A 25,652-nucleotide genomic window follows, 5' to 3' on the forward strand; every position below is an offset into this window, starting at 1 on the left:
ATGGATCTCGAAGCCCCACACCGCGAAGCTGACCGCCTTGATCTCGGATCGACCGAGGCAACTGGCGGCTGCCACGCAGGGGCTGAGACAATGCGCGATGCCGCCGCCAAGGCGGGCAAGTCCGAAGTTCTGGACCGCTACGCCGCGGACTACCCGCAGGGCCCGCATGACCAGCCGCAAAGCATGTGCCCCGCGTTTGGGTCGCTCCGAGTCGGCCTTCGCATGAGACGGACGGCAACGATCCTTTCCGGCTCGGCATGCTGCGTCTATGGATTGACTTTCACATCCCATTTCTACGGCGCCCGGCGGACTGTGGGCTATGTCCCGTTCAACTCGGAAACGCTGGTAACCGGAAAGCTGTTCGAGGATATCCGCGATGCGGTTCACACGCTTGCGGACCCGGCTCTCTATGACACGGTGATCGTCACCAACCTTTGCGTGCCCACAGCTTCTGGCGTGCCGCTGCAGTTGTTGCCCGACGAGATCAATGGTGTTCGTATCATCGGGATCGACGTCCCGGGCTTTGGCGTTCCGACGCATGCAGAAGCGAAGGATGTCCTGGCCGGAGCGATGCTGTCCTACGCCCGCAAGGAAGCCGAGCAAGGTCCCGTTGCCGCTCCTTCGGAGAGAGCGGACAGGCCGACGATTACGCTTCTGGGCGAAATGTTTCCTGCCGATCCGGTTGGCATCGGCATGATGCTGGAGCCACTTGGCCTTGCTGCCGGTCCCGTCGTTCCGACACGCGAATGGCGAGAGCTCTATGCAGCGCTCGACTGTGCCGCGGTTGCAGCTATCCATCCCTTCTACACGGCAAGCGTCCGCGAATTCGAAGCGGCCGGTCGCAGTATCCTGGGATCGGCGCCCGTCGGGGTGGATGGCACCGCCGCGTGGCTCGATGCGGTTGGTTCTCTGTGCGGCATTGCGCAAGACAAGGTCGATGCTGCTAAGAATCGTTTCATCCCTGCAATTCGCGGTGCGCTGGCTGCCAAGCAGATAGCTGGCAGGGTGACAGTCTCGGGCTATGAGGGTTCAGAACTTCTGGTCGCCCGACTGCTGATCGAAAGTGGTGCCGACGTGCCTTATGTCGGAACGGCCTGCCCGCGCACGCGCTGGTCCGATCCGGATCGGGAATGGCTGGAGGCGAAGGGTGTTCGCATCCAGTATCGCGCAAGCCTTGAGCAGGACCTTCAAGCCGTTGATGAATTCGGACCGGATCTGGCCATTGGCACCACGCCTGTGGTGCAGCATGCGAAGTCGCGGGCGATCCCGGCGCTCTACTTTACCAACCTGATTTCGGCGCGGCCATTGATGGGGCCCGCTGGGGCAGGTTCGCTGGCTCAAGTGATCAATGCGGCGCTCGCAAATGGTGAACGCTTTGCCAAGATGAAGGCATTTTTCGAAGGGGTGGGCACCGGTCACGCTGCGGGCATCTGGGAAGACACCCCTGCAGAACGGCCCGAATTCAAGGCCAAATATGCAGCGAAGATGCTCGGTGCGGCCAAGGCCGAGGAGGCGATCGGAACATGACGCTTATCCTCGATCATGATCGCGCTGGTGGCTATTGGGGGGCTGTTTACGCCTTTACGGCAATCAAAGGCCTGCAAGTGATCATCGACGGCCCGGTAGGCTGTGAAAACCTGCCGGTCACTTCGGTCCTGCATTATACTGACGGCCTGCCGCCACACGAGCTTCCGATCGTCGTGACCGGCCTTGGTGAACAGGAACTGGGCAGGGATGGAACAGAAGGTGCGATGAAGCGCGCCTGGAAAACGCTGGAACGCGACCTGCCGGCAGTGGTGGTCACTGGCTCGATCGCCGAAATGATCGGCGGCGGCGTGACGCCTGAAGGCACCAATATCCAGCGGTTCCTGCCGAGGACAATCGATGAGGACCAGTGGCAGGCAGCAGACCGGGCACTCACCTGGCTCTGGACTCAGTTCGGACCGAAAAAAGTACCCGCTCCCAAGAAGCTCAAGGACGGTGAAAGGCCCAAGGTCAACATCATCGGCCCAATGTACGGAACCTTCAACATGCCGTCGGACCTTGCTGAAATTCGGCGTCTGATTGAAGGCATTGGCGCTGAGGTCAGCATGGCCTTTCCGCTGGGTTCGCACCTGGCAGATGTCAAGAAGCTTGCCGATGCCAGTGTCAACGTCTGCCTTTATCGGGAATTTGGTCGCGGCCTGTGCGAGACGCTCGACCGTCCCTATCTGCAGGCCCCGATCGGGCTTGAATCGACAACATTGTTCCTGCGCAAGCTCGGCGAGTTGATGGGACTTGATCCCGAGCCCTTCATTGAGCGTGAGAAGCACACGACAATCAAGCCGCTTTGGGATTTGTGGCGTTCGGTGACTCAGGATTTCTTCGGCACAGCCAGTTTCGCGATTGTTGCCAACGAAACCTACACGCGCGGGATCCGCAATTTTCTTGAAACCGACATGGGGCTTCCCTGTAACTTTGCATTCAGCAGGACCGCCGGAATCAAGCCCGACAATGCAGCCGTGCGCGAAGCGATCCGGGCGACGCCGCCGTTGATCATGTTCGGCAGCTACAATGAACGCATGTATCTGGCCGAAGCCGGATCCCGTGCCGTCTATGTCCCGGCGTCTTTCCCGGGAGCGGCCATACGCAGGCATACGGGAACGCCCTTCATGGGCTATTCCGGCGCGACCTACCTTGTTCAGGAAGTGTGCAACGCGCTGTTTGATGCGTTGTTCAATATGATCCCGCTCTCGACGCAGATGGATGCTGTCGAAGCGACGCCAGCGCGCATGGAACGGAGCATCGCCTGGCAAGATGAAGCCAAGCTGGCCCTTGACGCGCTCGTGGAAGCGCAACCGGTGCTAGTCAGAATATCCGCAGCTAAACGCATACGCGATGCCGCCGAACGCGGCGCGCGGGCGGCTGGCGAAACGGAAGTCAGTTCAGAAAGGCTGGCCCTTGCGGCCCGCCAGTTTGAAAGTCAGGCCGCGTGATGAGCGCGCGTCTGGCAAATATGGTGCTGGCCTGTGGAGGGAGTCAGTCCGAAATCTTCGCCGGGGCACCGCCTCCGACGTTGATGAGCCCGGGGGGCCGCGCTTTCGGCGACCCTTCTCGTTTGGAAAAGGAGACATCCGTATGAGCAGCAATGACGAAAGGCCGCTGAATTATCTGACGGCCGAAGAAGCGAAAGAGTTTCATAAGCTCTTCATGACCAGCTTCATCATATTCACTATCGTCGCGATCATCGCGCACTTCCTCGTCTGGCAATGGCGGCCCTGGCTGCCAGGTCCGAACGGATACGCCATGATCGAGACTGGAGCGCAATTCGCGCAAGCCAGTATCACCAGTCTTTTTGCATAGGGAGATTCTATCGTGTGGAGACTCTGGCAAACCTTTGATCCGCGCCGGACTTTGACCGCGCTCGCGATCTTCCTGTTCGTGCTTGCACTGCTGATTCATTTCATCCTGCTCAGCACGAACCGTTTCAACTGGCTTGACGGTCCAGCCCCAGCTCCGGCTGCGGCAGCTGCACCGGCAGCTCCGGCGACGCCGTAGGGCGAACGCCCTGAGGATAAACCCGGGCTAGGCGTTGCGGGCAGAAGTCGCTGCGGCTTCTTCTGCCCGCACCGCTCACCCAATGTGAGATAATGACCGGTCTGCACAGGCAGTACCGGGGAGGAGGAGCGTGCCATGGCACTGCTGAGCTTTGAACGAAAATACCGAGTAAGAGGGGGAACCCTGATCGGAGGCGATCTTTTCGACTTCTGGGTCGGGCCATTTTATGTCGGCTTTTTCGGCGTAACGACCGCATTCTTTGCCTCGCTCGGCACTGCGCTGATCATGTATGGCGCGGCGATGGGGCCAACCTGGAACCCCTGGCTTATCAGCATTGCCCCGCCTGATATCAGCTATGGCCTTGCTCTGGCACCGCTGATGAAAGGGGGCTTGTGGCAAATCATCACGATATGCGCGGTCGGTGCCTTCGTCAGTTGGGCCCTCCGTGAAGTGGAGATATGCCGCAAACTTGGCATTGGCTATCATGTTCCCTTTGCTTACGGCTTCGCGATCCTTGCCTATATGACGCTGGTGATCTTTCGGCCGCTTCTGCTTGGGGCATGGGGCTTCGGCTTCCCCTACGGCATTTTCAGTCACCTCGATTGGGTGTCGAACACCGGCTATCAATACCTGCATTTCCATTACAATCCGGCACATATGATTGCCGTGAGCTTCTTCTTCACCAACGCCCTGGCGCTGGCGCTGCATGGCTCCCTGATCCTTTCGGCCGTGAACCCGGCGAAAGGTGAAACGGTCAAGCAGCCCGATCATGAAGATACGTTCTTCCGCGACCTGATCGGCTATTCCGTCGGCACGCTCGGCATTCACCGCGTGGGGCTGTTCCTTGCCCTGTCAGCGGCTTTCTGGAGTGCCGTCTGCATCATCATCAGCGGACCGTTCTGGACCAAGGGGTGGCCCGAATGGTGGACCTGGTGGCTTGACCTGCCGATTTGGCGCTGAGGGGGAGAGAGACAATGGCGACATATCAGAATTTCTTCACCCAGGTTCAGCTTAGAGGATCGCCCGAATTGGGTGTTTCCCTTGGAGCAGGCAATGATCCGCGCATTGGAAAAGGCAGCTTTTCCTATCTCATGGGCAAGATTGGCAATGCCCAGATCGGGCCGATTTACCTCGGCACCTTGGGCTTTGCATCGATCCTGTGCTTTTTTATCGGCTTTGAAATCATCGGCTTGAACATGATGGCCTCGGTCAACTGGGATCCGGTTCAGTTCGTCCGCCAGCTTCCATGGCTGGCACTTGAGCCGCCCGGCCCGCAATATGGCCTCAGGATCCTGCCACCGCTGGCGAATGGCGGATGGTGGCTGATTGCCGGCTTCTTCTGGACATCATCGGCGCTGCTCTGGTGGGTGCGAACATATCGGCGCGCTCGCGCATTGGGCATGGGCACGCACGTCGCCTGGGCCTTTGCCAGCGCAATCTGGCTCTATCTCGTTCTGGGGTTCATCCGTCCAGTTATGATGGGCTGCTGGTGCGAAGCGGTTCCATTTGGCATCTTTCCGCATCTCGATTGGACTGCAGCCTTCTCTATCCGATACGGTAACCTCTTCTACAATCCGTTCCACGCGCTCTCGATCGTTTTCCTCTATGGTTCGGCATTGCTCTTCGCAATGCATGGCGCGACGATCCTTGCGGTCGGACGGTATGGCGGCGAGCGGGAGCTTGAACAGATCACCGATCGCGGAACTGCCTCTGAGCGCGCGGCGCTCTTCTGGCGCTGGACGATGGGCTGGAACGCCACGATGGAATCGATCCATCGCTGGGCCTGGTGGTTTGCGGTTCTGGTAACATTGACCGGCGGTATAGGCATACTTCTGACGGGCACCGTCGTCGATAACTGGCATGAATGGGCCGTCGAGCATCACTTTGCGCCGGAGTATCCGGCAACGGGTGTTGTCGATCCCGCAACGCTTCCGGGAGCCGCGAAATGAAAATGATCCGCAGCACCATTCCTCTCGTAGCCCTGACCGTGCTGGCCGGGTGCGAACTTTCTCCAAAGGTATCGCAGCAGACCGGCTATCGCGGGACTGGGATGGACCAGATCCACACCGTGGCCGCGCTCGACAAGGCGAAAGCGGCAAACTTCATTCCGCCCGCTCCATATCCCTTGGAAAGCCGAGACGGGCCTCTTGCCACGTCGCAATACCAGAACGTCAAGGTGCTCAATGATTTGAGTGCCGATGAGTTCAACCGGCTGATGGGGTCCTTCAATGACTGGGTCGCACCCAAGGAAGAAGGGTGCAATTATTGCCATAATCCCGAAAATATGGCCTCAGACGAGAAATATCAGAAGATCGTCGCGCGCCGCATGATCGAGATGACGCGCCATATCAATACCGAATGGCAACCGCATGTGAAGCAGACTGGTGTGACGTGCTGGACCTGTCATCGAGGCAATGCGCTGCCGACATATAAATGGTCTTCACTGGCACCCGAGCCAGCGGGGATACGCGGGAACCGGCATGGCCAGAATGCGCCGAACAAGAACGTTGGATATGCCTCGCTGCCGAACAACATTTATGAACCCTATCTGCTGGCGTCGCAGAACGTGCGAGTGGAGTCACCGACAGCATATGGCAAGGGCGGTGCCATTCCAATCCAGAGTGCCGAGCAGACTTATGGCCTTATGATGCGTGTATCCACGGCACTGGGTGTCAACTGCACCTATTGCCACAATACCAACGGCTTCGCGTCATGGACGCACAGCACACCTGCGCGCGTGACGGCTTGGCATGGTATCCGTCTGGCGCGGGACATCAACAATGCTTATCTTCAGCCGCTTGGCAGTGTCTTGCCAGCGTCTCAGAAGGGAAGCCTTGGGGATGCCTACAAGGTCAATTGTGCCACCTGCCACCAGGGTGTGAACAAGCCGCTTGGAGGCGTCTCGATGCTCAAAGATCACCCAGCTCTGGCAGGGCCACGTTCGGCTGCCATGGCGGCGACAGCACCGGCAACGGCGGGGGCGGGCGTAAAGACCGGCGCGCGCTGAGAGGCGCGGGCTGACATCATGACCGAAGAGGGTCTCTCTGACATCTCGGCTTTGAGCCACCCTCTTCGTGCCTCCCTTTCCGAAGAAATGCATGCGCGAACAGTGCCGCATTTCTCTGCGCCCTGCAGATTGATGCAGGTCCTGACCCTGACTGATGGGGCCCAAAGTATCGCGCACATGTCAACGCTTGCGCGAAAGCATGGCGGCCCGGAATCTCCCGGAAAGTTTGCGATCCTTCCTCTTGAGGACATGACCCTGGTCTGGGAATTGCACAGCGAATTTGCCAGCTACACGCTCATCCGCCCCGGCCCTTCTCCGACATTGTTCGACCCTTCGGATTTTGGTGGTCTCGTTGACGACCTTCTGGAAGACTTGCCGGGCAAGGTGGTGCGCGCGACACAAATTGCCGTTTTGTCCCGTTATGCACCGCCACCGACAAAAGAGCAGCTGGAAGCAGCCTTTACGGTTGAAAGCCTTGTCGTCTGCGACGTTGCAGGCGGCACGGCACGGATTTGGTCTGACTTTCGTTTGAAACCCGATGGATACGGTCGCCTGTTGGTGGCCGATCGTGGACTTGAAGGTGGAGAGACCACTCGGCTCGTCCAGAAGGTTCAGGAACTTGGCAATTATCGCAACATGGCACTGCTCGGCCTTCCCCCTGCCCAGCGGCTGACGCCCGAAGTGTCCAGGCTGGAAGCACGGCTTGCCAAATTGAGCCATGATGTTTCGGAAGGAAGCGAGGAGGACCACGTCCTGCTTGAGGAACTTAGCTTTCTTTCCGCGGAACTCGCTCGTCTTGATGCAGAAACGCGGTACCGCATGAGTGCAACTCGAGCCTATGCCCAATTGAGTGCGGACCGGCTGGCCGCCATTGAAGCGTCAAAGGTGCGGGGTTACCCGACGCTAGCTGACTTCACGGAACGACGACTGATGCCGGCAATACGGACGTGCCAGTCATTTTCACAACGACTTGATGACCTTTCGCAGCGTGCGGCATGGACAAGTTCACTGCTAAGGACCCGCGTGGACACAGCACTTGCTCGGCAAAATCGTGACCTCCTTCATTCGATGGATCGGCGCACCCAGGCTCAGCTGCGCCTGCAACAGGCAGTTGAGGGCCTCTCTGTTGCCGCAATCAGCTATTACCTAGTCGGGTTGAGCGCCTATGTCATCAAGGCCGTGCCCGGCATTCCCCACGAAGCGGCGATTGCCGTCTTAGTGCCCGTTGTCATCACCATCGCATCCCTGTCTTTGCTCTTGTTGCGCAGACGGCTCCACGACTAGTCAGGCTGCAACGGGTACGCGTGCCAGTGCACAATGGGACCAAATTTCGCTCAATGCATTTACGAGTTTGTCGATATCGCCATCGCTGTGCACCGGTGAAGGTGTAATTCGCAATCGTTCCGTGCCTTTTGGAACAGTCGGATAATTGATCGGCTGGACATAGATGCCATGATTGTCGAGCAGCCAATCACTGATCATCTTGCACTTGTGCGGATCGCAAACCATCACCGGGATGATATGGCTTGGATTGTCCATCATGGGGATACCCAGAGCATTGAGCTTGCGGCGGACGGTAGCGACCCGCTCCTGATGCCGGGCGCGTTCAAGCTGGCTTACCTTGAGATGTTTGATGCTCGCTGTTGCGCCCGCAGCTATTGCTGGCGGCAGCGCTGTTGAGAAGATGAAGCCGCTGGCGAAGCTGCGAACGAAATCGCACATTGCGGCCGACCCGGCGATATAGCCGCCCATCACGCCAAAGGCCTTGCCCAGCGTTCCTTCAATCACTGTTATCCTGTCCATCAGGCCTTCGCGTTCTGCAACACCGCCTCCACGCGGACCATAAAGCCCGACCGCATGAACTTCGTCGATATAGGACATCGCCCCGTGTGCTTCGCAGACATCGAGGATTTCCGCGATTGGCGCGATATCGCCATCCATCGAATAGACACTCTCGAACGCAACGAGCTTGGGCCGCGCCGGATCCAGATCCGCAAGCCTGCGGTTCAGGTCTTCTGGGTCGCTGTGCTTGAATACCTGGCGTTCGGCGCGGCTGTGGCGGATGCCTTCAATCATCGAGGCATGGTTTCCGGCATCGGACAGGATGACGCAATTTGGCAGCCGTTCGCCCAGCGTGCCCAGAGCCGCCCAGTTGGAGACGTAGCCAGAGGTAAAGAGCAACGCCGCCTCCTTGTTGTGCAGGTCGGCCAACTCGCGCTCCAGCAGGATATGCTGATGTGTCGTGCCGGAGATATTGCGCGTTCCGCCAGCACCTGCACCACATTTGTCGAGCGTCTGGTGCATCGCATCGATCACGATGTCCTTCTGGCCCATGCCGAGATAGTCGTTGGAGCACCAGACCGTGACTTCCTCGACACCTTCATGGTTGTGACAACGGGCCCTCGGAAAGCTGCCGCGCTTGCGTTCAAGTTCGGCGAAGATGCGATAGCGCCCTTCGGTCTTCAGATCATCCAGTGCCGAAGTGAACAGCGCCTCATAGTCCATTGTCGCCTCCCCATTGATTGTGCGATTTCAAGATAGCTGGTGATTTCTGTTTCGGTGATGCCCAGGCCCAAAGCGCGGAATCGCGCATGGGGAGCATCAGGAATACATGTTCGAGTGTGGCCAGCGCGACGAGTGCGAAAAGCATCATCGTGCCCACCATTTCTCCGCTCGCTTGCGGGGCTGCGAGTGCTTGGCCCAACAAGATGATGCTCAACCAGGCCGAACCTGCAAGTGAAAGCGGGAACAGCGGATTAATAGCTGCCTTGCGGAAATAGGTTTTCAGATAGGCCATATGCGCTGGCATGATATCCGTTGTCAGATTGGCGACACCGAGGAAGATATTGAGTTTGGTTGAAAGCCGCATGACAAAGAGCAGCCCGAACGTCTCAGCCGCAATCTGGTTTGGCTGGCCCAAGCACATCAAAAACAGGACAGCAGTTGTAGCTGCTAACGCAATCTCATGATGGATGAGCGTGGCAGCGGCTGACTTGAAGCGGGCCCAACCTGCCAGATTTGGCCCTTCTTCCTTTCGGTTGGGTCCCCTCACGAAGCCCATCAGAAAGCTCATTTCATGCCAGCCCCAGATTGCTGTCGCCGAAGCAAAAGCGAGATAGGCGCCGCTTGTCGATGCATCGCCAGCGCTGACGATGACGCCCAGCGTCGCAAAGCCGGCCACAACAGTCGCCCCGACCAGGCTTGCGCCAAAAGTCTCGACCGGCTTGTTGTCGAGCCAGATGATGGCGCCGGTGCTGACAAACCAGACCACCGCCACAAATATGAAGGGCAAGATCAGTGCCCAGTTCACCAGGCAGGCACCAGTCGGACCGTGGCAGGAACCCTGTTGTCCTGCGCCGGCAGGAAGAACAGGCGCATCATGTCAAATGCAACCCCGGCGCTGTGTCCCAACCGCTTCAGGAAGCCGATCGGGCCGCCTTGGGTCCGGGCCGCAGCCATGCCGAGATTGTGGCGCAGAATGCTATCCATCAAGGCGCGAAAATGCGGACTGTCGCTATCGAGTACGACGGGAAATACTTGTTTGGTGATCTCCGAACAGATCCGGAAAACCGTGTAGTCATAGTCTGTGGGGTCCATCCCGAAGGCCTTGTAGAGTGCAGGCCGCGTATGGTCGCGCACATACATTGTCGTGTAGACGGCCATAAGGAAGAAACGGATCCACAATCGATTGACGCCCTGGAGCAACTTAGGGTCTGCCCGCATCAGCAAGGCAAAAGCTTCGCCGTGGCGGAATTCGTCGTTGCACCATTCTTCGAACCAGCTGAAAATTGGGTGGAATTGCTTGTCAGGGTTGCGCGCAAGATGGCGGTAGATCGTGATGTAGCGCGCATAGCCGATCTTTTCCGACAGATAGACCGCATAGTAAATGAATTTTGGCCGGAAAAACGTATATTTCTTGGTCTTTGTCAGAAAGCCGAGATCGACTCCGATTCCGGCATCCTTGAGGCTGTCATTGATGAAGCCCGCGTGGCGGCTCTCGTCGCGGGCCATGAGCCGAAACAACGCCTTGGCGTCCGGATTTTTCGTGCGCTTGGCAATTTCGGCATAGAGGATGCAACCTGAAAATTCGGCTGTCAGCGAACTGACCAGAAAATCGATAAATTCCCCGCGCAACGCCGGATCAAGTGCATTGATCGCGCCATCAAATGCAGCCGTCTTGCGGAAATGCGTCTTGTTTGGATCGCTTTCCATTTCGGCAATCAGGGCGTCCCATTCACCGCGAACCCGCGAAACGTCGATCCGGTCCATCGCGTCAAAATCGGTCGTGTAGAAACGGGGCGACAAGACCGTATCCGTGCGGGCCATGTCCAGCGTATCGGCTGGTGTGAAATCATGTTTCATTTCGGTCATGATGCCCTCCCGGCAGAAAATCCTATTTCGTAAAGTTCAGTGAGCTCGAAGTGGCCCCGCATTTTCGTCCAAAGCCGTTCGGGCAGGCTGGCCCGGGTCACTGTTGCCATCCTGCGTTCGACAATCCTCTCGCCATATTGCACCCGGATAGCCTGGCCATGGACAAGCACCTTGTCGCCTGGGTGGATCGCCACGTCGTCGGCTAGCTCAACATGGGCATGTAGATAGTCGAAACTGTGTTCGACCTCGATCGTGCACGGTGTATCAAATCGGGTGCGCAAAAGATTCATCGTGACGCGACCCTTGTGGTCGGAGCGGGAAGCAGGAGGTCTAGAAAGGCCTGACGATTGGTATCTCCAAAGCCGTTCAGTTCAATCACGCGGCCAGTGGCCAGATCTTCAAGCGCCAGATTTTGATTGGCCCAGAGCGTAAGGCGGAACGGAGGTTCCTGGTTGAGCCCGCGCATATGACGATCGCGCGCCAGTCCGCGCATTACACCGCGAATGAAGCCGGTCTTGCTCCCTGCCTGAATGATAGAGGCAGTCGTGCCGCGAGTGACGTCGCGGATCATGACCGACCCATCCTTCTGATCCAGAAATTGTAGGTCGCGCACCGCAAGTTTGGGCATATGCACTGCTTCACGGCGCTGTTCGGCGGAAACCGGACCGGGCACGATGCCGAGTGCAACGGCCCCGGTGAATGCCAGCGTCAGCCCCACCAAGACTGCAGCGCCGATCAGGGCACCTTTGGGAAGCGATTCACTGTGTGTATGTCCACTCATGCTGTCAGCGCCTTCCTGTTGCCTTGCGCTGCAACCTGTACGTCCAGTGGCGTCGTTTGGCTCCCCGGGTTGGCAGCGCGCAAGGCTGTGCTCAGCAACCCAGTGACATGCAGTGCATTGGGCACGGCTCGCAACATCGGTTCCGGCCTTGCGAGTTTCCAGGCCCTGGCATGTGGCCAGAACTGAAGGTAGCCAAGGCGATGCCTGGCCGAGAGCTGCAGAACAATGTTGCCCCGTCCCGCGCCATCAAGCGCAAGACCAGCGCTTCCAATTGCAGTGAGGGGCAGGTTGACACATTTCTGCAGCGCCATGCCGAAGCGCAGCACGACCCGCTTGTTCGTAATTGTGTAGATTGTCGTTCTCGCCGATAGCCAGGCGAGGCCAAAAAGCAGTGAGAGGCCGACACACGCTCCGGCGAGCGTCAGACCGATCCCGATCATTGAGCCACTGGACAGCGCCCAGAGCAGGAGCGCCACGAAATAGACGGCGATGCCCTGCACATGGAACGCTCCCTTGGCCAGGCCCAGCCAGTCGGGCGAACCTTGCCAGAGGATATGTTCACCCGCCGGCAGCCGTTCAGGCAGGCCGGGGATGGGCTCATGATCATATTCGCTCACAGATAGGGCTCCGAACGACCGGGACTGGAATAGAGATAGCCACTGCCGAAATAGGCCGTGATCTTCTCTTCTTCCAGGCGGGTGACGATGCCAGCCTTGGCAACCCCGGGAGCGCCAGCAAACTGGCTGCCCTTGAGCGCGGAGCAATGGACAACGCCGCGCCGCCTGTCGACCAGAGCCATTGTCATTGGCAGCAGCACCGATTTGTCGCCAACGCTCACATCAAGGTAGCGGATCATCATTTCAGACCGGTCAACCCAAAGATCGGCAACGGTTCCGGCAACTGCACCATCGACGCCGAGGACTTTCATGCCGCGCGGATCGGGATCGCGGCCTTCGACGACAATCCCGGTGCCGCCGATCGGCACGATGCGCGGCTGGCCTTCGTGCGTAAGGTCAGGTGTATCGCTGCGTGCGGCCCAGGCGCCAGGTCCAACGCCCGCTCCGATCCCGCTCCCGGTCGGCTCAAGCGGAGAGCCTGCCCAAGGAGCGGTTCTCCGCGCATTGGGAACATCGATCGACTCACGACCCTTGGTTGGTGTCGTAACGCTGCCTTGATCAAATGGCAGGTGGAACGTCTTGGGCGTCGCCATCTGCAATAGTCCATCATTGTTCAGGAGGTGGCCGCCAACGTCCGTTTCAAGCGGATATCCCTCGCGACGGTCTTCACGTCGCAGCCAGATGACAAGTCCTAGGAAGAACAGGGCAAAGATGTAGAACATCAGCTCTGCTGCATCCATGTGTCCGAAAAAGAGTGTGTTTTGCATGGGAGTCTCCGTTCGGTCTCAGGTGGGGAACTCAGTCAGACCAAATTTTGGCGCATTGTTAGAAGTCGGGCCGGTGGTGACGCGCCGCGCCAACGGACCAAGTGCGACAAGCGTTGCAAACAGCAGCGCGATCTCAACATGATAGACAAACTGGTATCCGGTCGCTGGGCCGGAAAGCGCTTCCCCGAAGCCGCCTCGGGTCGCAATGCTGCCCGTCAAATCGCGCAGTCCGCCGCCCAGCATTGCCGCAACGCCATTGGCTGACGCCTGGACTGCGCCCCAGGCCCCCAGTGCCAGACCGGAATCGTTGGACTGGCTCAGGGCCATGGCTGCGATCAGCAAACCGACAGAAAACACGCCGCTGCCAAAGCCAATCAGAACAACGCCCGCGCGCATGACCGAGATCGACTGGAGCGGAGCAGAAAAGATCACGAGCGAAAAGGCCGCGATCCCGGCCACGGTACCAATGCCGGCCAACCGGTGCGGATCGGCGCCCTTGCCAAGCTGGTTTGCTGCAAAGCCGAACCCGCACAACGCCCCTGTTGCCCAGAGCGCTGTGAGGCCGGTTGTTTGTCCCACCGACAAGCCAAGCACCTGCCCGCCATAAGGTTCAAGTAGAACGTCCTGCATCGAGAATGCTGCCGAGCCCAGTCCGACAGCGACGAGAAGGCGGATGGTGCGGCCTTCCGCGGCAAATTTTTGCCACGTTTGAGAGAAGGTGAGGTGGACATTGTCCAAGGCTGTCTTTGCCGAATTGCGCGCTTCCTGTTTCCAAAGCGCAATGACATTGAGCACGAGTGTGAGTTCGGCGGTCCCCTGGATGACCTGGATCAGCCGCTTCGATGAAAAATCAGCGAGCAATGCTCCAAAAAGCAGCGAGGCAATCAACATGCCCAGCAACAGCATGACATAGAGCAAGGCGACGACCCGCGGTCGGGTTTCTTCGGTGGCGAGATCCGTTGCCAAGGCAAGTCCGGCGGTCTGGGTGGTATGCATCCCGATGCCGACCAGAAAAAAGGCCAGCGCGGCAGCGATTTCGCCATACCAGATTGGCCCCCGCGTATCACCGGACATGATGATGAGCGCGAAGGGCAGGATTGCGAAACCACCGAACTGCAGCAAGGTGCCGAACCAAAGGTAGGGAACCCGACGCCAGCCGAGCACAGATTTGTGAGTATCCGATTTGTGCCCGATCAAAGCGCGAAACGGTGCAAACAGCAGGGGGATCGACACCATCAGCGCAACAGTCCAGGCTGGAATATGCAACTCCAGAATCATGACGCGGTTAAGGGTTCCGGTCAGCAATACTGCTGCGAGACCGACGGAAATCTGGAACAGCGAAAGGCGGAGCAAGCGGGACAGTGGCAATTCGGCAGACGCGGCATCGGCAAACGGCAGGAAAGCCGTTCCGATCCGCGCCCATTGCAGCGCCAAAGGCTTGCGCGAGCCGCTCATTGCCAGACCAGTTCCAATGCGTGCGACGTATAAAATCCGCCAGAAACCGTTTCTTCGCGGCCGCGATGCCAGCCGTTCAATGCACGTGATTCGGCAATCTGGCGATGGAGCGATTTCACCGGGACGGGTTGGATCGCCGGAGCCCGATCGCTGCGCGGAAAGAGCTTGCCCACATTGTGCATCAAGGTGAGTGCGGGCGTCCTTGGTGCGACAGTGAACAGCATTGAGCGCGTGGCGCGTTCGCCAAGGTCAGCGATTGCCGCGACGATGTCGTCGGTCGGATAATGGATCAGCGAATCCATCGCGAGGATGTGGTCGAAACTGCCCAAAGCAAAATCGAGCATGTCCCCGCGCCGCCAATCAATCTGCAGACCCACCGGGGTCCGTTCGCGCGCAATTTCAATCAGGCTTGCGGAAACATCGACCGCGATAACCTTTGCGCCGCGCTTGGCGAGTTCAATCGCCGCTGCTCCGGTTCCACAACCTGCATCAAGGACGCGACGACCGGAAAGATCGACTGGCAACCAGTCCAGAAGGGTTGACCGCATACGCTCACGTCCGGCGCGGACTGTTGCCCGGATCTTGCTTACCGGAGCCTCGGACGTCAGCTGCACCCAGGCATCGCGGGCCGTGCGGTCGAAATAGGTTTCCAGCTGACCACTATAGTGCTTGTAAGTTGCCGTAACCATCATTCAAACCCCAGAAATTCAAAGATTTCGCGATCTTTCATCGGCATCGCATCCAGCGCATCGGTGCCCGCCCACAGGGTCGCCGCGAGGCGCAAATATTCGGCCTTCACCGTCTCGATCTCGGGCGTCGAGTCCATCTCGAAAATGGTGCATTTCTTGAGGCGGCTGCGGCGGATCGCGTCGAGATCGGGGAAATGCGCGAGCCGCTTGAGCCCGGTTGCGGCATTGAAGCGATCGATTTCGTCGGTCGCTGCTGAACGGTTGGCGATGACGCCTGCCATCCGGACTTCATAGTTCTTGGCCTTGGCCTTGATGGCAGCGACGATGCGGTTCATCGCGAAGATCGAGTCGAAGTCATTGGCGGCAACGACGACCGCGCGCTCCGCATGCTGCAGTGGTGCTGCAAACCCGCCGCACACGACATCGCCCAGGACATCGAAGATCACGACGTCGGTTTCTTCGAGCAGGTGGTGCTGCTTCAGCAGTTTTACGGTCTGGCCGACAACATATCCGCCACACCCGGTCCCCGCAGGCGGTCCGCCGGCCTCGACGCACATGACGCCGTTGAACCCTTCAAACATATAGTCTTCCGGGCGCAGTTCCTCTGAATGGAAATCGACCGTCTCGAGAACATCGATCACGGTCGGCATCAGCTTCTTTGTCAGCGTGAAGGTGCTGTCATGTTTCGGATCGCAGCCGATCTGGAGGACGCGCTTGCCAAGCAGAGACAGTGCGGCGGACAGGTTGGACGACGTCGTCGATTTGCCAATTCCGCCCTTGCCGTAAACAGCAAACACTTTGGCTGTCCCGATCAAATCTGTGGGGTCTAGCGCCACCTGGACACTGCCTTCGCCATCTTCCGGCCTGTCGAGTGTAAGCAATGTCATTTCATCATCCTCATTCGGCCGCCTGGAGTATACCTTCGAGCCGGTCTTCGATTTCGTCGCTGGCTGCATGGAGTGCTGCAAGAGTGGCAGCATCCGGTGCCCAGAATTCACGTTCGCTTGCTTCGATCAGTCGGTGGGCGACACGAGCCGCGGCTTTGGGATTGAGCGATGCCAGACGCTGCCGCATTGCATCGTCAAGGACATAGGTTTCCGTGATCCGCTGATAGACCCAAGGTGCCACATCGCCCGTTGTCGCCGACCAGCCCATTGTGTTTGTGATGCCGGACTCGATGTTGCGAACGCCTTCAAAGCCATGGCGGAGCATTTCGTCGCTCCAGGCCGGATTCAGCATGCGCGTCCGCGTTTCGAGAGCTACCTGCTCACCCAGTGTCCGGACCTTGGCATCGCCCTGCGTCTGGTCCGCAATATAAACCGGCGCAACCGAGCCGCGTGCCCGTGCGATCGAGCGACTCATGCCACCGAGCGAGTCGACGTAATGATCAATCGTCGTGATGCCGAGCTCGACTGACTCCAGATTCTGATAGGCAAGATCGACTCCGGCAAGGGCCCGCTCAAGCAGCTTCCTCTGCTGCACCGGCGCACCGTTGCGCCCATAGGCAAAGCTCTTGTGGGTCTCGAAGCTGTCGGCGAGTTCATCGCCCTCGTTCCAGCACCCAGCATCGATCATCATGTTGACGTTCGCGCCATAGGCGCCGTCTGCATTCGAGAAGACGCGCAGCGCAGCGGTTTCGATGTCACAGCCATGGCACGCTTGATGGGCAAGGCTGTGCTTGCGTATGAAGTTCATGTCTTCCGGTTCGTCGGCAGTGGCCGCAAGATAGGCAGCTTCTGCGATCATCCGCGTCTGGAGCGGCAGCAGGTCGCGGAAAATGCCTGACAATGTGACAATGACATCGACGCGCGGACGCCCCAAGTCCTTGAGTGGCACAAGTTCGGCGCCGGAAAGCCGACCATAGGAATCAAAGCGCGGCCGGGCACCCATCAGCGCAAGTGCCTGGGCAAGCTGGCTGCCTTCGCTCTTCAGATTGTCGGTTCCCCAAAGAACCATGGCGATGCTTTCGGGGAAGGCCCCGCCATCCGCCAGATGCCGATCAATCACGCGCCCGGCTTGCGCTGCCCCGTCGGCCACCGCGAATGCAGAGGGAATGCGGAACGGGTCGAAGCCGTTGATGTTGCGCCCAGTGGGCAGCATTTCGGGGGTGCGAAGCAGATCTCCGCCACTCACCGGGCGAATGTATCGGCCGTCGAGCGCCGCAACCAAAGCGGGCAGTTCATGATCCTGCGCCAACATTGCATCAAGCGCATCGACATCGAAGTCTTCGCCATGTGCTTCGATCATGACGTCCCGCAGTTTGGCCCGGTCTTCAGCCGACATGGCTTCGCCGACCACATGCAAGCCGAACGGAATCAGGGCGCGTTCAACTTCGTAGATCCTCTCCGCCAAGGCCTGAATTTCGGCTTCGCCCCAGTTGGGTCCGGCGCTGACCAGATCAAGATTCGCGGCAGCTTCGTGGATCATTGGCGCAAGGGCAGCCCGTTCGCTTGTCGCTTCGCGCGGCGTGGTGCGCCAGCGTTCGGTCATTGCCTTGAGATCTGTCAGCCCCTTGTAAAGCCCGGCATTGGCCAGAGGCGGCGTCAGATAGCTGATCAGCGTGGCGCCAGAGCGACGCTTTGCAATGATGCCTTCCGACGGATTATTTGCTGCGTACAGGTAGAAGTTCGGCATGTCGCCGATCAGCCGCTCTGGCCAGCAGTCGGCGGAAAGCCCGGCTTGCTTTCCCGGCATGAATTCAAGTGCGCCATGGGTACCGAAATGGAGGACCGCATGGGCCGCGAAATCCTCGCGCAGCCACCGATAAAAGGCGCTGAAGGCGTGTGTTGGCGCGAAATTGCCTTCGAACAGCAACCGCATCGGGTCGCCTTCATAGCCAAAGCCCGGCTGGACGCCGATGAAGACATTCCCGAAATGAGCTCCAAGAACCTGGATGTGCCGTCCGTCGCTTTGCTGGCGTCCGGGAGCCGGGCCCCACTGTGCCTCGATCTCCTTCAGATGCGGCTCACGCCGGACATGATCGTCCGCTGAAATATGGGCTGCAACATTGGCTTCAGCGCCGAACTGACCTGCATTGCCATACAGGATGGCGTCTCTCAGCGCGTCGACATCTGACGGCAAATCGACAGAATAACCGGCGGCCTTCATCGCTTTCAGCGTGTTGAAGGCACTCTCAAAGACGGACAGGAACGCCGCAGTGCCAGTCGCCCCGGCATTGGGCGGAAAATTGAACAGGACCATTGCGACGCGGCGTTCGGCACGCTCTGTGCGGCGCAGAGTTATGAGCTTTTCGACCCGAGCCGAAATGGCATCGGCCCGTTCCGGGCAGGACTGCATTTCGCGCACCAGACCTGCAGCGGCAAAACGACAGTGGCGCGCGCACCCTGTGCAGGGAGCGTCCGTGCCATCCGAGCGTCCGCCGAAGACCATCGGTGCAGTCGAGCCGTCAAGTTCGGGAATCGCGACCATCATTGTGGCCTCAAGCGGCAGAAGTCCCTGCCGCGACTTCCCCCATGACTGAAGTGTCTGGAATTCAAGCGGGTGTGCCGCGATATATGGCACGTCGAGGCTGGACAGAATTTCCTCTGCGGCCTTTGCATCATTATAGGCGGGACCGCCCACCAGCGAAAAGCCGGTAAGGGAGACCACCGCATCGACGGTCGCGCGGCCGTCCTTCATGAAAAAGGCTTCAATTGCGGGGCGTGAGTCAAGGCCGCTTGCAAAAGCGGGGATAACCCGCAGGCCGCGCGCTTCCAGCGCGGCAATCACACCGTCATAATGGCCACTATCATGCCCGAGCAGATATGACCGGAGCATCAGGAGCCCGACGACCCCTTTGGCTCCACCCTTGGGAAGGGCGAGCGCTGAACTGGCCATCCGTCCCTTCATCTTCGGATGGTAGACGCCAACCTCGGGATATTCGGCAGGGGCTTCGGCCTTGAACCGATCGCGCAGATGGGCGCGTGGTCCGCTTGCATAGCGATTGACCAGTGCGCGAACCATGTTGACGACATTGTCGTCCGAACCGGCCAGCCAGTATTGGAGCGTCAGGAAATAGGCCCGCACGTCCTGGGCCGATCCGGGGATGAATCGCAACATTTTGGGCAGGCGGCGCAGCATCTTCATCTGGCCGGCGCCTGATGAAGACCCCGAAGATTTTGATGACCCGCGCAGTTTCTTGAGCAGTGCCAGGGGGCCCTTGGATGGCGCGTCCATGCGCCAGCCGCCGATCCGGGTCAGGCGCGTAACCTCGCCCGAGGACATCAGCACCAAAAGGGCATCGCAGGTTTCGCGCCGCGCTTCGAGCGCTGGCAGCACGGCCTTGATGTGATCGTCAAGGAACAACATGGTCGCGATAATGATATCGGCACGCCCGATATCTGCGATGCAAGCCGCCAGTGCCTCGGAATCGCTACCGAAATCGGAAGCGGCATGAAAGCCGATGCTGATGCCCGGCTGTTCTTTTGCAAACCGCATCTGCGCCCGCTCGACTGCGCCCGACAGATGATTGTCGAGCGTGACGATCACCACGCGCAGTGGTGCGCTGTCAGCGGGCGAAGTGCGATTTTGCGTCATACAGGGTTTCAATCGTGATCGCAGAAATTCCGCGTTCCAGGGCAAAGGCCTCTGTGTTCCGGCGCGCCTTTCCGCGCACGAAGAACGGGATCTTCATCAGCTCCTTTTCGGCATCAGGGGTCCAGCCGGCCGCTATGGAGGGAAGCGCGACCGGCTGTTCGGGTACAACGGCGGGGGCAGCGCGATGTCCAAGATGGGACGCGCCCGCAGCGTCGTTGAATTCAAAATCGTCTCTGAACATCGTCAGCAGATGTTCCTCAAGGCCCATGACCAAGGGATGGACCCAAGTGTCGAAGAGGACGTTGGCCCCTTCGAAGCCCATTTGGGGCGAATAGCGTGCGGGGAAATCCTGCACATGAACCGGCGCGGATATGACCGCACAGGGGATGTGCAGCCGCTTGGCAATGTGCCGCTCCATCTGGGTGCCGAGAACAAGCTCGGGCTGAAGCGCCTGAATTGCGTCCTCAACTTCCAGATAGTCGTCGGTGATCAGCGGTTCCACGCCATACCTGGCTGCCGCTTCGCGCAGGTCCCGCGCGAACTCGCGATTGTAGCAGCCCAGACCCACGACCTTGAACCCGAGTTCATCAGCCGCAACACGGGCGGCTGCGATTGCATGCGTCGCGTCGCCGAAGATGAAGACGCGTTTGCCCGTCAGGTAGGTCGAGTCGATCGACCGCGACCACCAGCCGATCCGCGATGGATCGGAGTTGAGCACAGGCGAGGGATCGACACCGGCCAACTTCGCGACCTCGTGTATGAAGTCGCAGGTGGCGCCATGTCCAATCGGCACAACACGTGTGCGCGGCTGGCGGAATGTCCGCTCAAGCCAGCTTGCGGCGGTGTCCGCGATCTCGGGATAAAGCACCACGTTGAAGTCAGCCAAACCCAGGCGGACCAGATCGGCAGGCGATGCATTCATCGGGGCAGCGACGTTGACGTCGATCCCCATATCTTCAAGCAGCCGACGGATTTCCGCCAGATCGTCGCGATGTCGAAAGCCGAGGGCGGTCGGGCCCAGCAGGTTGCACAACGGGCGACGGGCGGCGCGGTCCGAACGCACCAGAGCCCTGTCGGCCAGGCCCCGCACGAGATGGTAGAATGTTTCCGCGGCCCCCCAATTTTCCTTGCGGCTATAGGATGGCAGCTCGAGCGGGATGACCGGGATCGGCAGGTTCATCGATTGGGCCATGCCGGCGGGATCGTCCTGGATCAGTTCGGCCGTGCAGGATGAGCCCACGATCATCGCTTCCGGCGCAAACCGTTCAAAGGCATCACGGCAGGCTGTCTGGAACAGTTCCGCGGTGTCCTTGCCAAGGTCTCTTGCCTGAAACGTCGTGTAGGTAACTGGCGGGCGCGCATCGCGCCGTTCGATCATCGTGAACAGCAGGTCTGCGTAGGTATCCCCTTGAGGGGCGTGCAGCACATAGTGCAGGCCCTTCATGCCCGTCGCGATCCGCATCGCGCCGACATGGGGTGGCCCCTCATAGGTCCAGACAGTCAGCTTCATGCCGCCACCTGCAGGATGTCGCGCCGCCGCAGTGGTCGAGCGAAGAGCTCTGCAAGGTCGCCTGCCTGATCGAAGCCGTGGACTGGTGAGAAGACCAGCTCGATCGACCATTTTGTCGTCAGGCCTTCAGCTTCCAGAGGATTGGCAAGGCCAAGCCCGCAAACAGTAATGTCCGGCCGTTCGGCACGCACCCGATCGAGTTGCCTGTCGACATCCTGGCCTTCGCTCAGCCGGGTGCCTTCTGGCAGGGCTGCAAGATCCTGCGCAAGATGCTGGCGGTGCAGATAGGGCGTCCCGACTTCCAGCGGAATCATGCCAAGCTCATTTGCCAGGAACCGGGCCAGTGGCACTTCGAGTTGGGAGTCAGGCATGAAGAAGATGCTCTTCCCTTCAAGCAGCCCGCGCTGGTGCTCGAGCGCGCGCTTGGCGCGCTCGCGACCCGGGGCAATGACTTTGCGGAAGTGCATTTCATCAATGCCATAGGCACGAGCAGCAGCATGCAGCCATTCGGTCGTGCCTTCTGCCCCGAAAGGAAACATTGCATCAATCCGCTTGGCACCACGATCTTCCAGCGCCTGCGCAGTATCCCCAAGGAAGGGTTGGGCCAGCAGGAACCGCGTGTTGGGCCCGATCGTCGCCAGATCCGCAGACCGGCGCGGCGGCAGGCTCTCGACATGGCTAATGCCCAGCTCTGCGAACAAGCGCATGAACTGGTCTTCAACGACATCGGGCAGCGTGCCGACAATCAGAAGCGACTGCTCCTTTGTTTCGGGCATTTCAGGAACGAGTGCCGCCAGACAGGCGTCTTCGCCTTGGGTGAAGGTTGTTTCGATGCCGCTACCGGAATAATTGAGAACGCGAACCCTCGGCAGGTGCTTTGCAGACAGGCGCTGCGCAGCGCGGCTGAGGTCGAGCTTGATCACTTCGGACGGGCAGGACCCCACGAGGAAGAGCGTCTTGATATCGCCCCGGCGCGCGAGCAACCGATCCACAACTTGGTCAAGTTCTTCATTGGCATCGGCAAGGCCCGCAAGATCGCGTTCCTCTATGATGGCCGTGCCAAACCGGGGCTCCGCAAAAACCATGACGCCTGCCGCTGACTGCAGCAGATGCGCGCATGTGCGCGAGCCAACAACGAGGAAAAATGCATCCTGTATTTTCCGGTGGAGCCAGATGATTCCGGTGAGGCCGCAGAACACCTCTCTCTGGCCGCGTTCACGCAGCACCGGTAGCGTATCGCGCCCGGCGAGAGCGGTTGCCGTCATCCGGCCGTCACCGCATCAAGCCGGGCAGCGCGCAGCTTGAGAAGAAATTGACCGGCGTTGATCAAGTATGTGGCATAGGCTGCCAGAGCGAGGATCATCCGGTCATGATTACTGCCGATGGCTCCGTAATAGGCGACGAGGTAGGCCGTGTGCAGAGCGAGCACCAGCATCGAAAACACGTCCTCCCAGAAGAAGGCCGGAGCAAAGAGCCATTTGTCGAATACGACCTTTTCCCAGATCGAGCCCGTGATCATGATCGTGTAGAGAACAAAGGTCTTGATCACGACCGAGGCAGCCGCCGCGGCAGCACCTTCGCCCGTGGCCAGAGCCCGAAGAACGAGCGACAGACTGACGAGAAAGACCAGAAACTGGAATGGAGCGAGGATGCCTTGAACCAGCGTCCAGCGCGACTCGTCACGACGGATGCGTTCGGCCGGGGAATAGAGCGGCTGACGCGACACCGGCCTGCGAACCCGCAAATCTCTGCCGGTCCGAGACTTTCCTGCTGTAGCTTGGCGATGCCCCATTGGCTGCTTGTTCACCTCGCGTCCCTCTCCCGAAAGAGACTAGGTCAGCTTGCTCAAAACTGTCAACTAAACTTTACGTCAAAAAAAATAGACACATTCTTGCTGTCGGGGAATTGCATCTGCCGCAGAACCTGTTTAGCCTTCCGAGTCGGAGGATTGGGGATCGTCTGCACGGACCTGGCTTCTGCCGACGCGGCATCAATCGCGCGGATTAGGGGTGGAGAGCCTCGATGGCATCTACGTGGGGAATGGAGCAGAATTTCCGCTACTCGAGTTTTCGGGATCTATCCGGAGGCGGTGCCGATCGATCGCCTGACATGCTTGCCAGATTGATCGAGGCAGAAATCATCCCGCGCCTTTTGCTGGCGCATAGCGATGAAACTCTTGAGCAAGATGCCGTCGCTGCGGACGTTGCGCCATGCGTCGAGCCGGGCGAGGCGGAGGCGTTCGCGCGGCTTGCCTTGAACAACGAAGCACATGTGCTCATGCGCCATGTCGACGCGGCGCTTGCGCGGGGGCTTCCGGTTGAAGCGGTTCTGGTTGAAATTCTGGCCCCTGCAGCCCGTGACATGGGCGAGAAGTGGGAAAATGACGAAGTCGATTTCATTGATGTCACCATGGGTTTGTGGCGGCTTCAGGAAGTTGTCTACGAGCTGTCCGCTCGCGCCTGCGGTGCGGCTGAGAATCGCGGCGGTGACCGTCGCGCTCTTTTGTGCGTGATGCCGGGCGAGCAGCATACGTTTGGAACGATTGTCATTGAGGAATGCTTCCGCCGCCGCGGCTGGGATACCCGCTGCATTACCAACGCGACTCAGCCGCAATTGCTCATGCTGGCAGGTGAACGCTGGTTTGAGATCATTGGCTTGACGGTTTCTTGCGACCACCATATCGACGATTTGACCCGCATCGTCGGGTTATTGCGCAGTTCATCGCGCAATCCTCATGTTGGTATCATGGTCGGTGGACGAATTTTCAACAACAATGCTGACTTGGCGACCCGGATCGGGGCGGATGCGACTGCGCAAAACGCGTTGCTTGCCGTTGATCGCGCAGAGGCGCTGGTGGCCAGCATGGCAAGTAGGCCTGCCATCGAGGTCTAAACGCATCGAGGTGACAATGCCCGGGCATCTTGGATGAAAACCGCCGCGCTTGCCCAAAACGGGACTGTTCCCTTTCGCGCTCCCGCGCAGACCCTTGAAGGACTCGACGTGGATGTAACATCGCGAATTCTTGCAGCAGTTGGTGATGTTACCATTGTCATTGATGACAGGGGCATTGTTCGTGATGTCGCGCTCGGTGGCATTGCCGTGCCCCAAGTGCTGGCACAGGATTGGCTGGACAAGCCTTGGGTCGACACCGTCACAATCGAAAGTCGATCCAAGATCGAAGAAATGCTGGCCGCCGCCGCAAGCAGCAGCCCAGTCCGCTGGCGGCAAGTCAATCACGTTTCGGAGCAGGGTGAACTGCCGATCCGGTATTTGGCTATAAGTGCCGGTAGCCGTGGCAGTGTGATCGCTATAGGTCGCGATATGCGTGCCGAGGCCGCGCTCCAGCAGCGTCTGCTTCAGGCGCAACAATCCATTGAACGTGATTATGTTCGTCTCCGCCAGGTCGAAGCGCGATATAGGATGCTGTTTGAGCAGTCTTCCGAAGTGGTCTTTATCGTAGAGGTTTCATCGCGCCAGATCAGCGATGCCAATCCGGCAGCCTGCCATTTGATGGGAGTCGACGCTGACGCGTTGATTGGCAAGCCAATCACGAGCCTGTTCGACGAATCGTCGCGCGATGCTGTGATCATGACGCTCGGCGCTGTGGCCACGGCAGAGCATGTGGAGCCTGCTGCTGTCCGAATGGCGCATGATGGGAGTGATCTCCTGCTGTCTGCAAGCCTGTTCCGCCAGGAACGGAGTTCCTGCTTCCTTGTCCGGCTCATGACGCCTGAGGGCGGGGCGGCATATTTTGAACGCGAAAATCATCGACTTGTAGAAGTTCTCGATCGCATGCCCGACGCGTTTGTCATTACGGATGATTCGCTGAAGATTATCGCGCAGAATGCTGCGTTCCTGGACATGACCCAACTTTCTCGCGGTGCACAGGTGTTGGGCCAGCCCCTTGGCCGGTTCGTCGGACGTCAGGGCATTGATCTCAACCTCCTCATTGCGCAACTGCGTGAACATGGCTCGGTTCGCAATTTTGCAACAATCATGCGCGGCGTGTTTGACATGCAGGATGAAGTCGAAGTGTCTGCCGTTGCCGTTCTGGAAGGCGATCAGCCGTGCTTTGGCTTCAGCATCCGCAACGTCGGGCGACGGCTTTCCGACCTGCCCGTCATCGGACGAGAATTGCCGCGATCAGTTGAACAACTGACGGGCCTTGTCGGCCGGGTCTCCCTGAAGGAAATCGTGCGCGAAAGCTCCGACCTGATCGAACGCCTGTGCATCGAGGCTGCCCTGAAATATACTGAGGATAACCGCGCTTCGGCGGCCGAAATCCTGGGTCTCAGCCGCCAAAGCCTTTATTCGAAGCTGCACCGTCACAAGCTCGGAAACCTTGGCGAGGATGAGGATGGTGAATAGTGTAAGGCTCTGTT

The 25,652-nt window shown here is 59.2% G+C and carries 24 protein-coding genes; 10 read left to right on the top strand and 14 right to left on the bottom strand.

Going from position 1 to position 25,652, the window contains the following annotated elements; translation table 11 throughout:
* The 8 genes from bchY (at position 1) to K0O24_RS05490 (ending at position 7,828) form a co-directional block, all read left to right on the top strand.
* On the top strand, positions 1 to 1,527 hold the full coding sequence (gene bchY / locus K0O24_RS05455; protein ID WP_425514770.1) for a chlorophyllide a reductase subunit Y: 1,527 nt from the start codon (positions 1 to 3) through the stop codon (positions 1,525 to 1,527).
* Complete coding sequence (gene bchZ, locus K0O24_RS05460) at positions 1,524 to 2,975, top strand: chlorophyllide a reductase subunit Z (protein WP_219894871.1); 1,452 nt, start codon at positions 1,524 to 1,526, stop codon at positions 2,973 to 2,975. Before bchY ends, bchZ begins: the two co-directional genes overlap by 4 nt.
* Before the next feature lie 142 nt (positions 2,976 to 3,117).
* Positions 3,118 to 3,342, top strand: coding sequence for a light-harvesting antenna LH1, beta subunit (pufB, locus tag K0O24_RS05465; protein WP_219894873.1), 225 nt, complete (start codon positions 3,118 to 3,120; stop codon positions 3,340 to 3,342).
* A 12-nt stretch (positions 3,343 to 3,354) separates the two neighbouring features.
* A complete protein-coding gene (gene pufA, locus K0O24_RS05470) occupies positions 3,355 to 3,537 on the top strand; it encodes a light-harvesting antenna LH1, alpha subunit (protein WP_219894874.1) in 183 nt (60 codons plus the stop codon).
* 135 nt (positions 3,538 to 3,672) lie between these two features.
* A complete protein-coding gene (pufL, locus tag K0O24_RS05475) occupies positions 3,673 to 4,497 on the top strand; it encodes a photosynthetic reaction center subunit L (protein ID WP_219894875.1) in 825 nt (274 codons plus the stop codon).
* Between the two features lie 14 nt (positions 4,498 to 4,511).
* The gene (gene pufM / locus K0O24_RS05480; protein ID WP_219894876.1) at positions 4,512 to 5,486 is read left to right on the top strand and encodes a photosynthetic reaction center subunit M; all 975 of its coding nucleotides are present in this window, start codon (positions 4,512 to 4,514) and stop codon (positions 5,484 to 5,486) included.
* The gene (gene pufC / locus K0O24_RS05485) at positions 5,483 to 6,544 is read left to right on the top strand and encodes a photosynthetic reaction center cytochrome PufC (protein ID WP_219894877.1); all 1,062 of its coding nucleotides are present in this window, start codon (positions 5,483 to 5,485) and stop codon (positions 6,542 to 6,544) included. Before pufM ends, pufC begins: the two co-directional genes overlap by 4 nt.
* An 18-nt stretch (positions 6,545 to 6,562) precedes the next feature.
* Positions 6,563 to 7,828 (top strand): DUF3422 domain-containing protein, encoded by a 1,266-nt coding sequence (locus tag K0O24_RS05490; RefSeq protein ID WP_219894878.1) that lies wholly within the window; start codon positions 6,563 to 6,565, stop codon positions 7,826 to 7,828.
* On the opposite strand, the gene hemA is transcribed toward K0O24_RS05490, so the two are convergent.
* Genes hemA through bchF form a run of 14 tightly spaced genes read right to left on the bottom strand, consistent with a single transcriptional unit; the run spans position 7,829 to position 22,996 of the window.
* Positions 7,829 to 9,049, bottom strand: coding sequence for a 5-aminolevulinate synthase (hemA, locus tag K0O24_RS05495; RefSeq protein WP_219894879.1), 1,221 nt, complete (start codon positions 9,047 to 9,049; stop codon positions 7,829 to 7,831). It abuts the gene before it with no gap.
* Entirely contained in the window at positions 9,039 to 9,854 is an 816-nt protein-coding gene (puhE, locus tag K0O24_RS05500) for a putative photosynthetic complex assembly protein PuhE (protein WP_246611135.1), read from the bottom strand. Before puhE ends, hemA begins: the two co-directional genes overlap by 11 nt.
* Positions 9,851 to 10,915 carry a magnesium-protoporphyrin IX monomethyl ester (oxidative) cyclase gene (gene acsF / locus K0O24_RS05505; protein WP_246611136.1) on the bottom strand — a complete coding sequence of 355 codons (1,065 nt, stop codon included), beginning with the start codon at positions 10,913 to 10,915 and terminating at the stop codon, positions 9,851 to 9,853. The genes puhE and acsF overlap by 4 nt, the downstream gene beginning before the upstream one ends.
* A complete protein-coding gene (locus K0O24_RS05510) occupies positions 10,912 to 11,205 on the bottom strand; it encodes a hypothetical protein (RefSeq protein ID WP_219894880.1) in 294 nt (97 codons plus the stop codon). The genes acsF and K0O24_RS05510 overlap by 4 nt, the downstream gene beginning before the upstream one ends.
* Positions 11,202 to 11,696, bottom strand: a complete 495-nt coding sequence (gene puhC, locus K0O24_RS05515) for a photosynthetic complex assembly protein PuhC (protein WP_219894881.1) — start codon at positions 11,694 to 11,696, stop codon at positions 11,202 to 11,204. Before puhC ends, K0O24_RS05510 begins: the two co-directional genes overlap by 4 nt.
* Positions 11,693 to 12,313, bottom strand: coding sequence for a photosynthetic complex putative assembly protein PuhB (puhB, locus tag K0O24_RS05520; protein ID WP_219894882.1), 621 nt, complete (start codon positions 12,311 to 12,313; stop codon positions 11,693 to 11,695). Before puhB ends, puhC begins: the two co-directional genes overlap by 4 nt.
* Entirely contained in the window at positions 12,310 to 13,080 is a 771-nt protein-coding gene (puhA, locus tag K0O24_RS05525) for a photosynthetic reaction center subunit H (RefSeq protein ID WP_219894883.1), read from the bottom strand. The genes puhB and puhA overlap by 4 nt, the downstream gene beginning before the upstream one ends.
* Positions 13,081 to 13,098: 18 nt before the next feature.
* On the bottom strand, positions 13,099 to 14,535 hold the full coding sequence (locus tag K0O24_RS05530) for a BCD family MFS transporter (protein ID WP_219894884.1): 1,437 nt from the start codon (positions 14,533 to 14,535) through the stop codon (positions 13,099 to 13,101).
* Entirely contained in the window at positions 14,532 to 15,224 is a 693-nt protein-coding gene (gene bchM / locus K0O24_RS05535; protein WP_219895489.1) for a magnesium protoporphyrin IX methyltransferase, read from the bottom strand. The genes K0O24_RS05530 and bchM overlap by 4 nt, the downstream gene beginning before the upstream one ends.
* A complete protein-coding gene (gene bchL, locus K0O24_RS05540; RefSeq protein ID WP_219894885.1) occupies positions 15,224 to 16,111 on the bottom strand; it encodes a ferredoxin:protochlorophyllide reductase (ATP-dependent) iron-sulfur ATP-binding protein in 888 nt (295 codons plus the stop codon). Before bchL ends, bchM begins: the two co-directional genes overlap by 1 nt.
* Before the next feature lie 10 nt (positions 16,112 to 16,121).
* The gene (locus K0O24_RS05545) at positions 16,122 to 19,760 is read right to left on the bottom strand and encodes a magnesium chelatase subunit H (RefSeq protein WP_219894886.1); all 3,639 of its coding nucleotides are present in this window, start codon (positions 19,758 to 19,760) and stop codon (positions 16,122 to 16,124) included.
* On the bottom strand, positions 19,732 to 21,270 hold the full coding sequence (gene bchB, locus K0O24_RS05550) for a ferredoxin:protochlorophyllide reductase (ATP-dependent) subunit B (RefSeq protein WP_219894887.1): 1,539 nt from the start codon (positions 21,268 to 21,270) through the stop codon (positions 19,732 to 19,734). The genes K0O24_RS05545 and bchB overlap by 29 nt, the downstream gene beginning before the upstream one ends.
* Positions 21,267 to 22,535, bottom strand: a complete 1,269-nt coding sequence (locus tag K0O24_RS05555; protein ID WP_219894888.1) for a ferredoxin:protochlorophyllide reductase (ATP-dependent) subunit N — start codon at positions 22,533 to 22,535, stop codon at positions 21,267 to 21,269. Before K0O24_RS05555 ends, bchB begins: the two co-directional genes overlap by 4 nt.
* The gene (bchF, locus tag K0O24_RS05560) at positions 22,532 to 22,996 is read right to left on the bottom strand and encodes a 2-vinyl bacteriochlorophyllide hydratase (protein ID WP_246611137.1); all 465 of its coding nucleotides are present in this window, start codon (positions 22,994 to 22,996) and stop codon (positions 22,532 to 22,534) included. The genes K0O24_RS05555 and bchF overlap by 4 nt, the downstream gene beginning before the upstream one ends.
* Before the next feature lie 296 nt (positions 22,997 to 23,292).
* On the opposite strand from bchF, the gene K0O24_RS05565 reads away from it, so the two are divergent.
* Both K0O24_RS05565 and ppsR read left to right on the top strand, forming a co-directional pair.
* Positions 23,293 to 24,162, top strand: coding sequence for a cobalamin B12-binding domain-containing protein (locus tag K0O24_RS05565; RefSeq protein ID WP_219894889.1), 870 nt, complete (start codon positions 23,293 to 23,295; stop codon positions 24,160 to 24,162).
* A 33-nt stretch (positions 24,163 to 24,195) separates the two neighbouring features.
* Entirely contained in the window at positions 24,196 to 25,638 is a 1,443-nt protein-coding gene (gene ppsR, locus K0O24_RS05570) for a transcriptional regulator PpsR (RefSeq protein ID WP_219894890.1), read from the top strand.
* The last annotated feature ends 14 nt before the right edge of the window (positions 25,639 to 25,652 follow it).

The organism is Aquisediminimonas profunda (assembly GCF_019443285.1).
GTDB classification, from domain to species: Bacteria; Pseudomonadota; Alphaproteobacteria; order Sphingomonadales; family Sphingomonadaceae; genus Aquisediminimonas; species Aquisediminimonas profunda.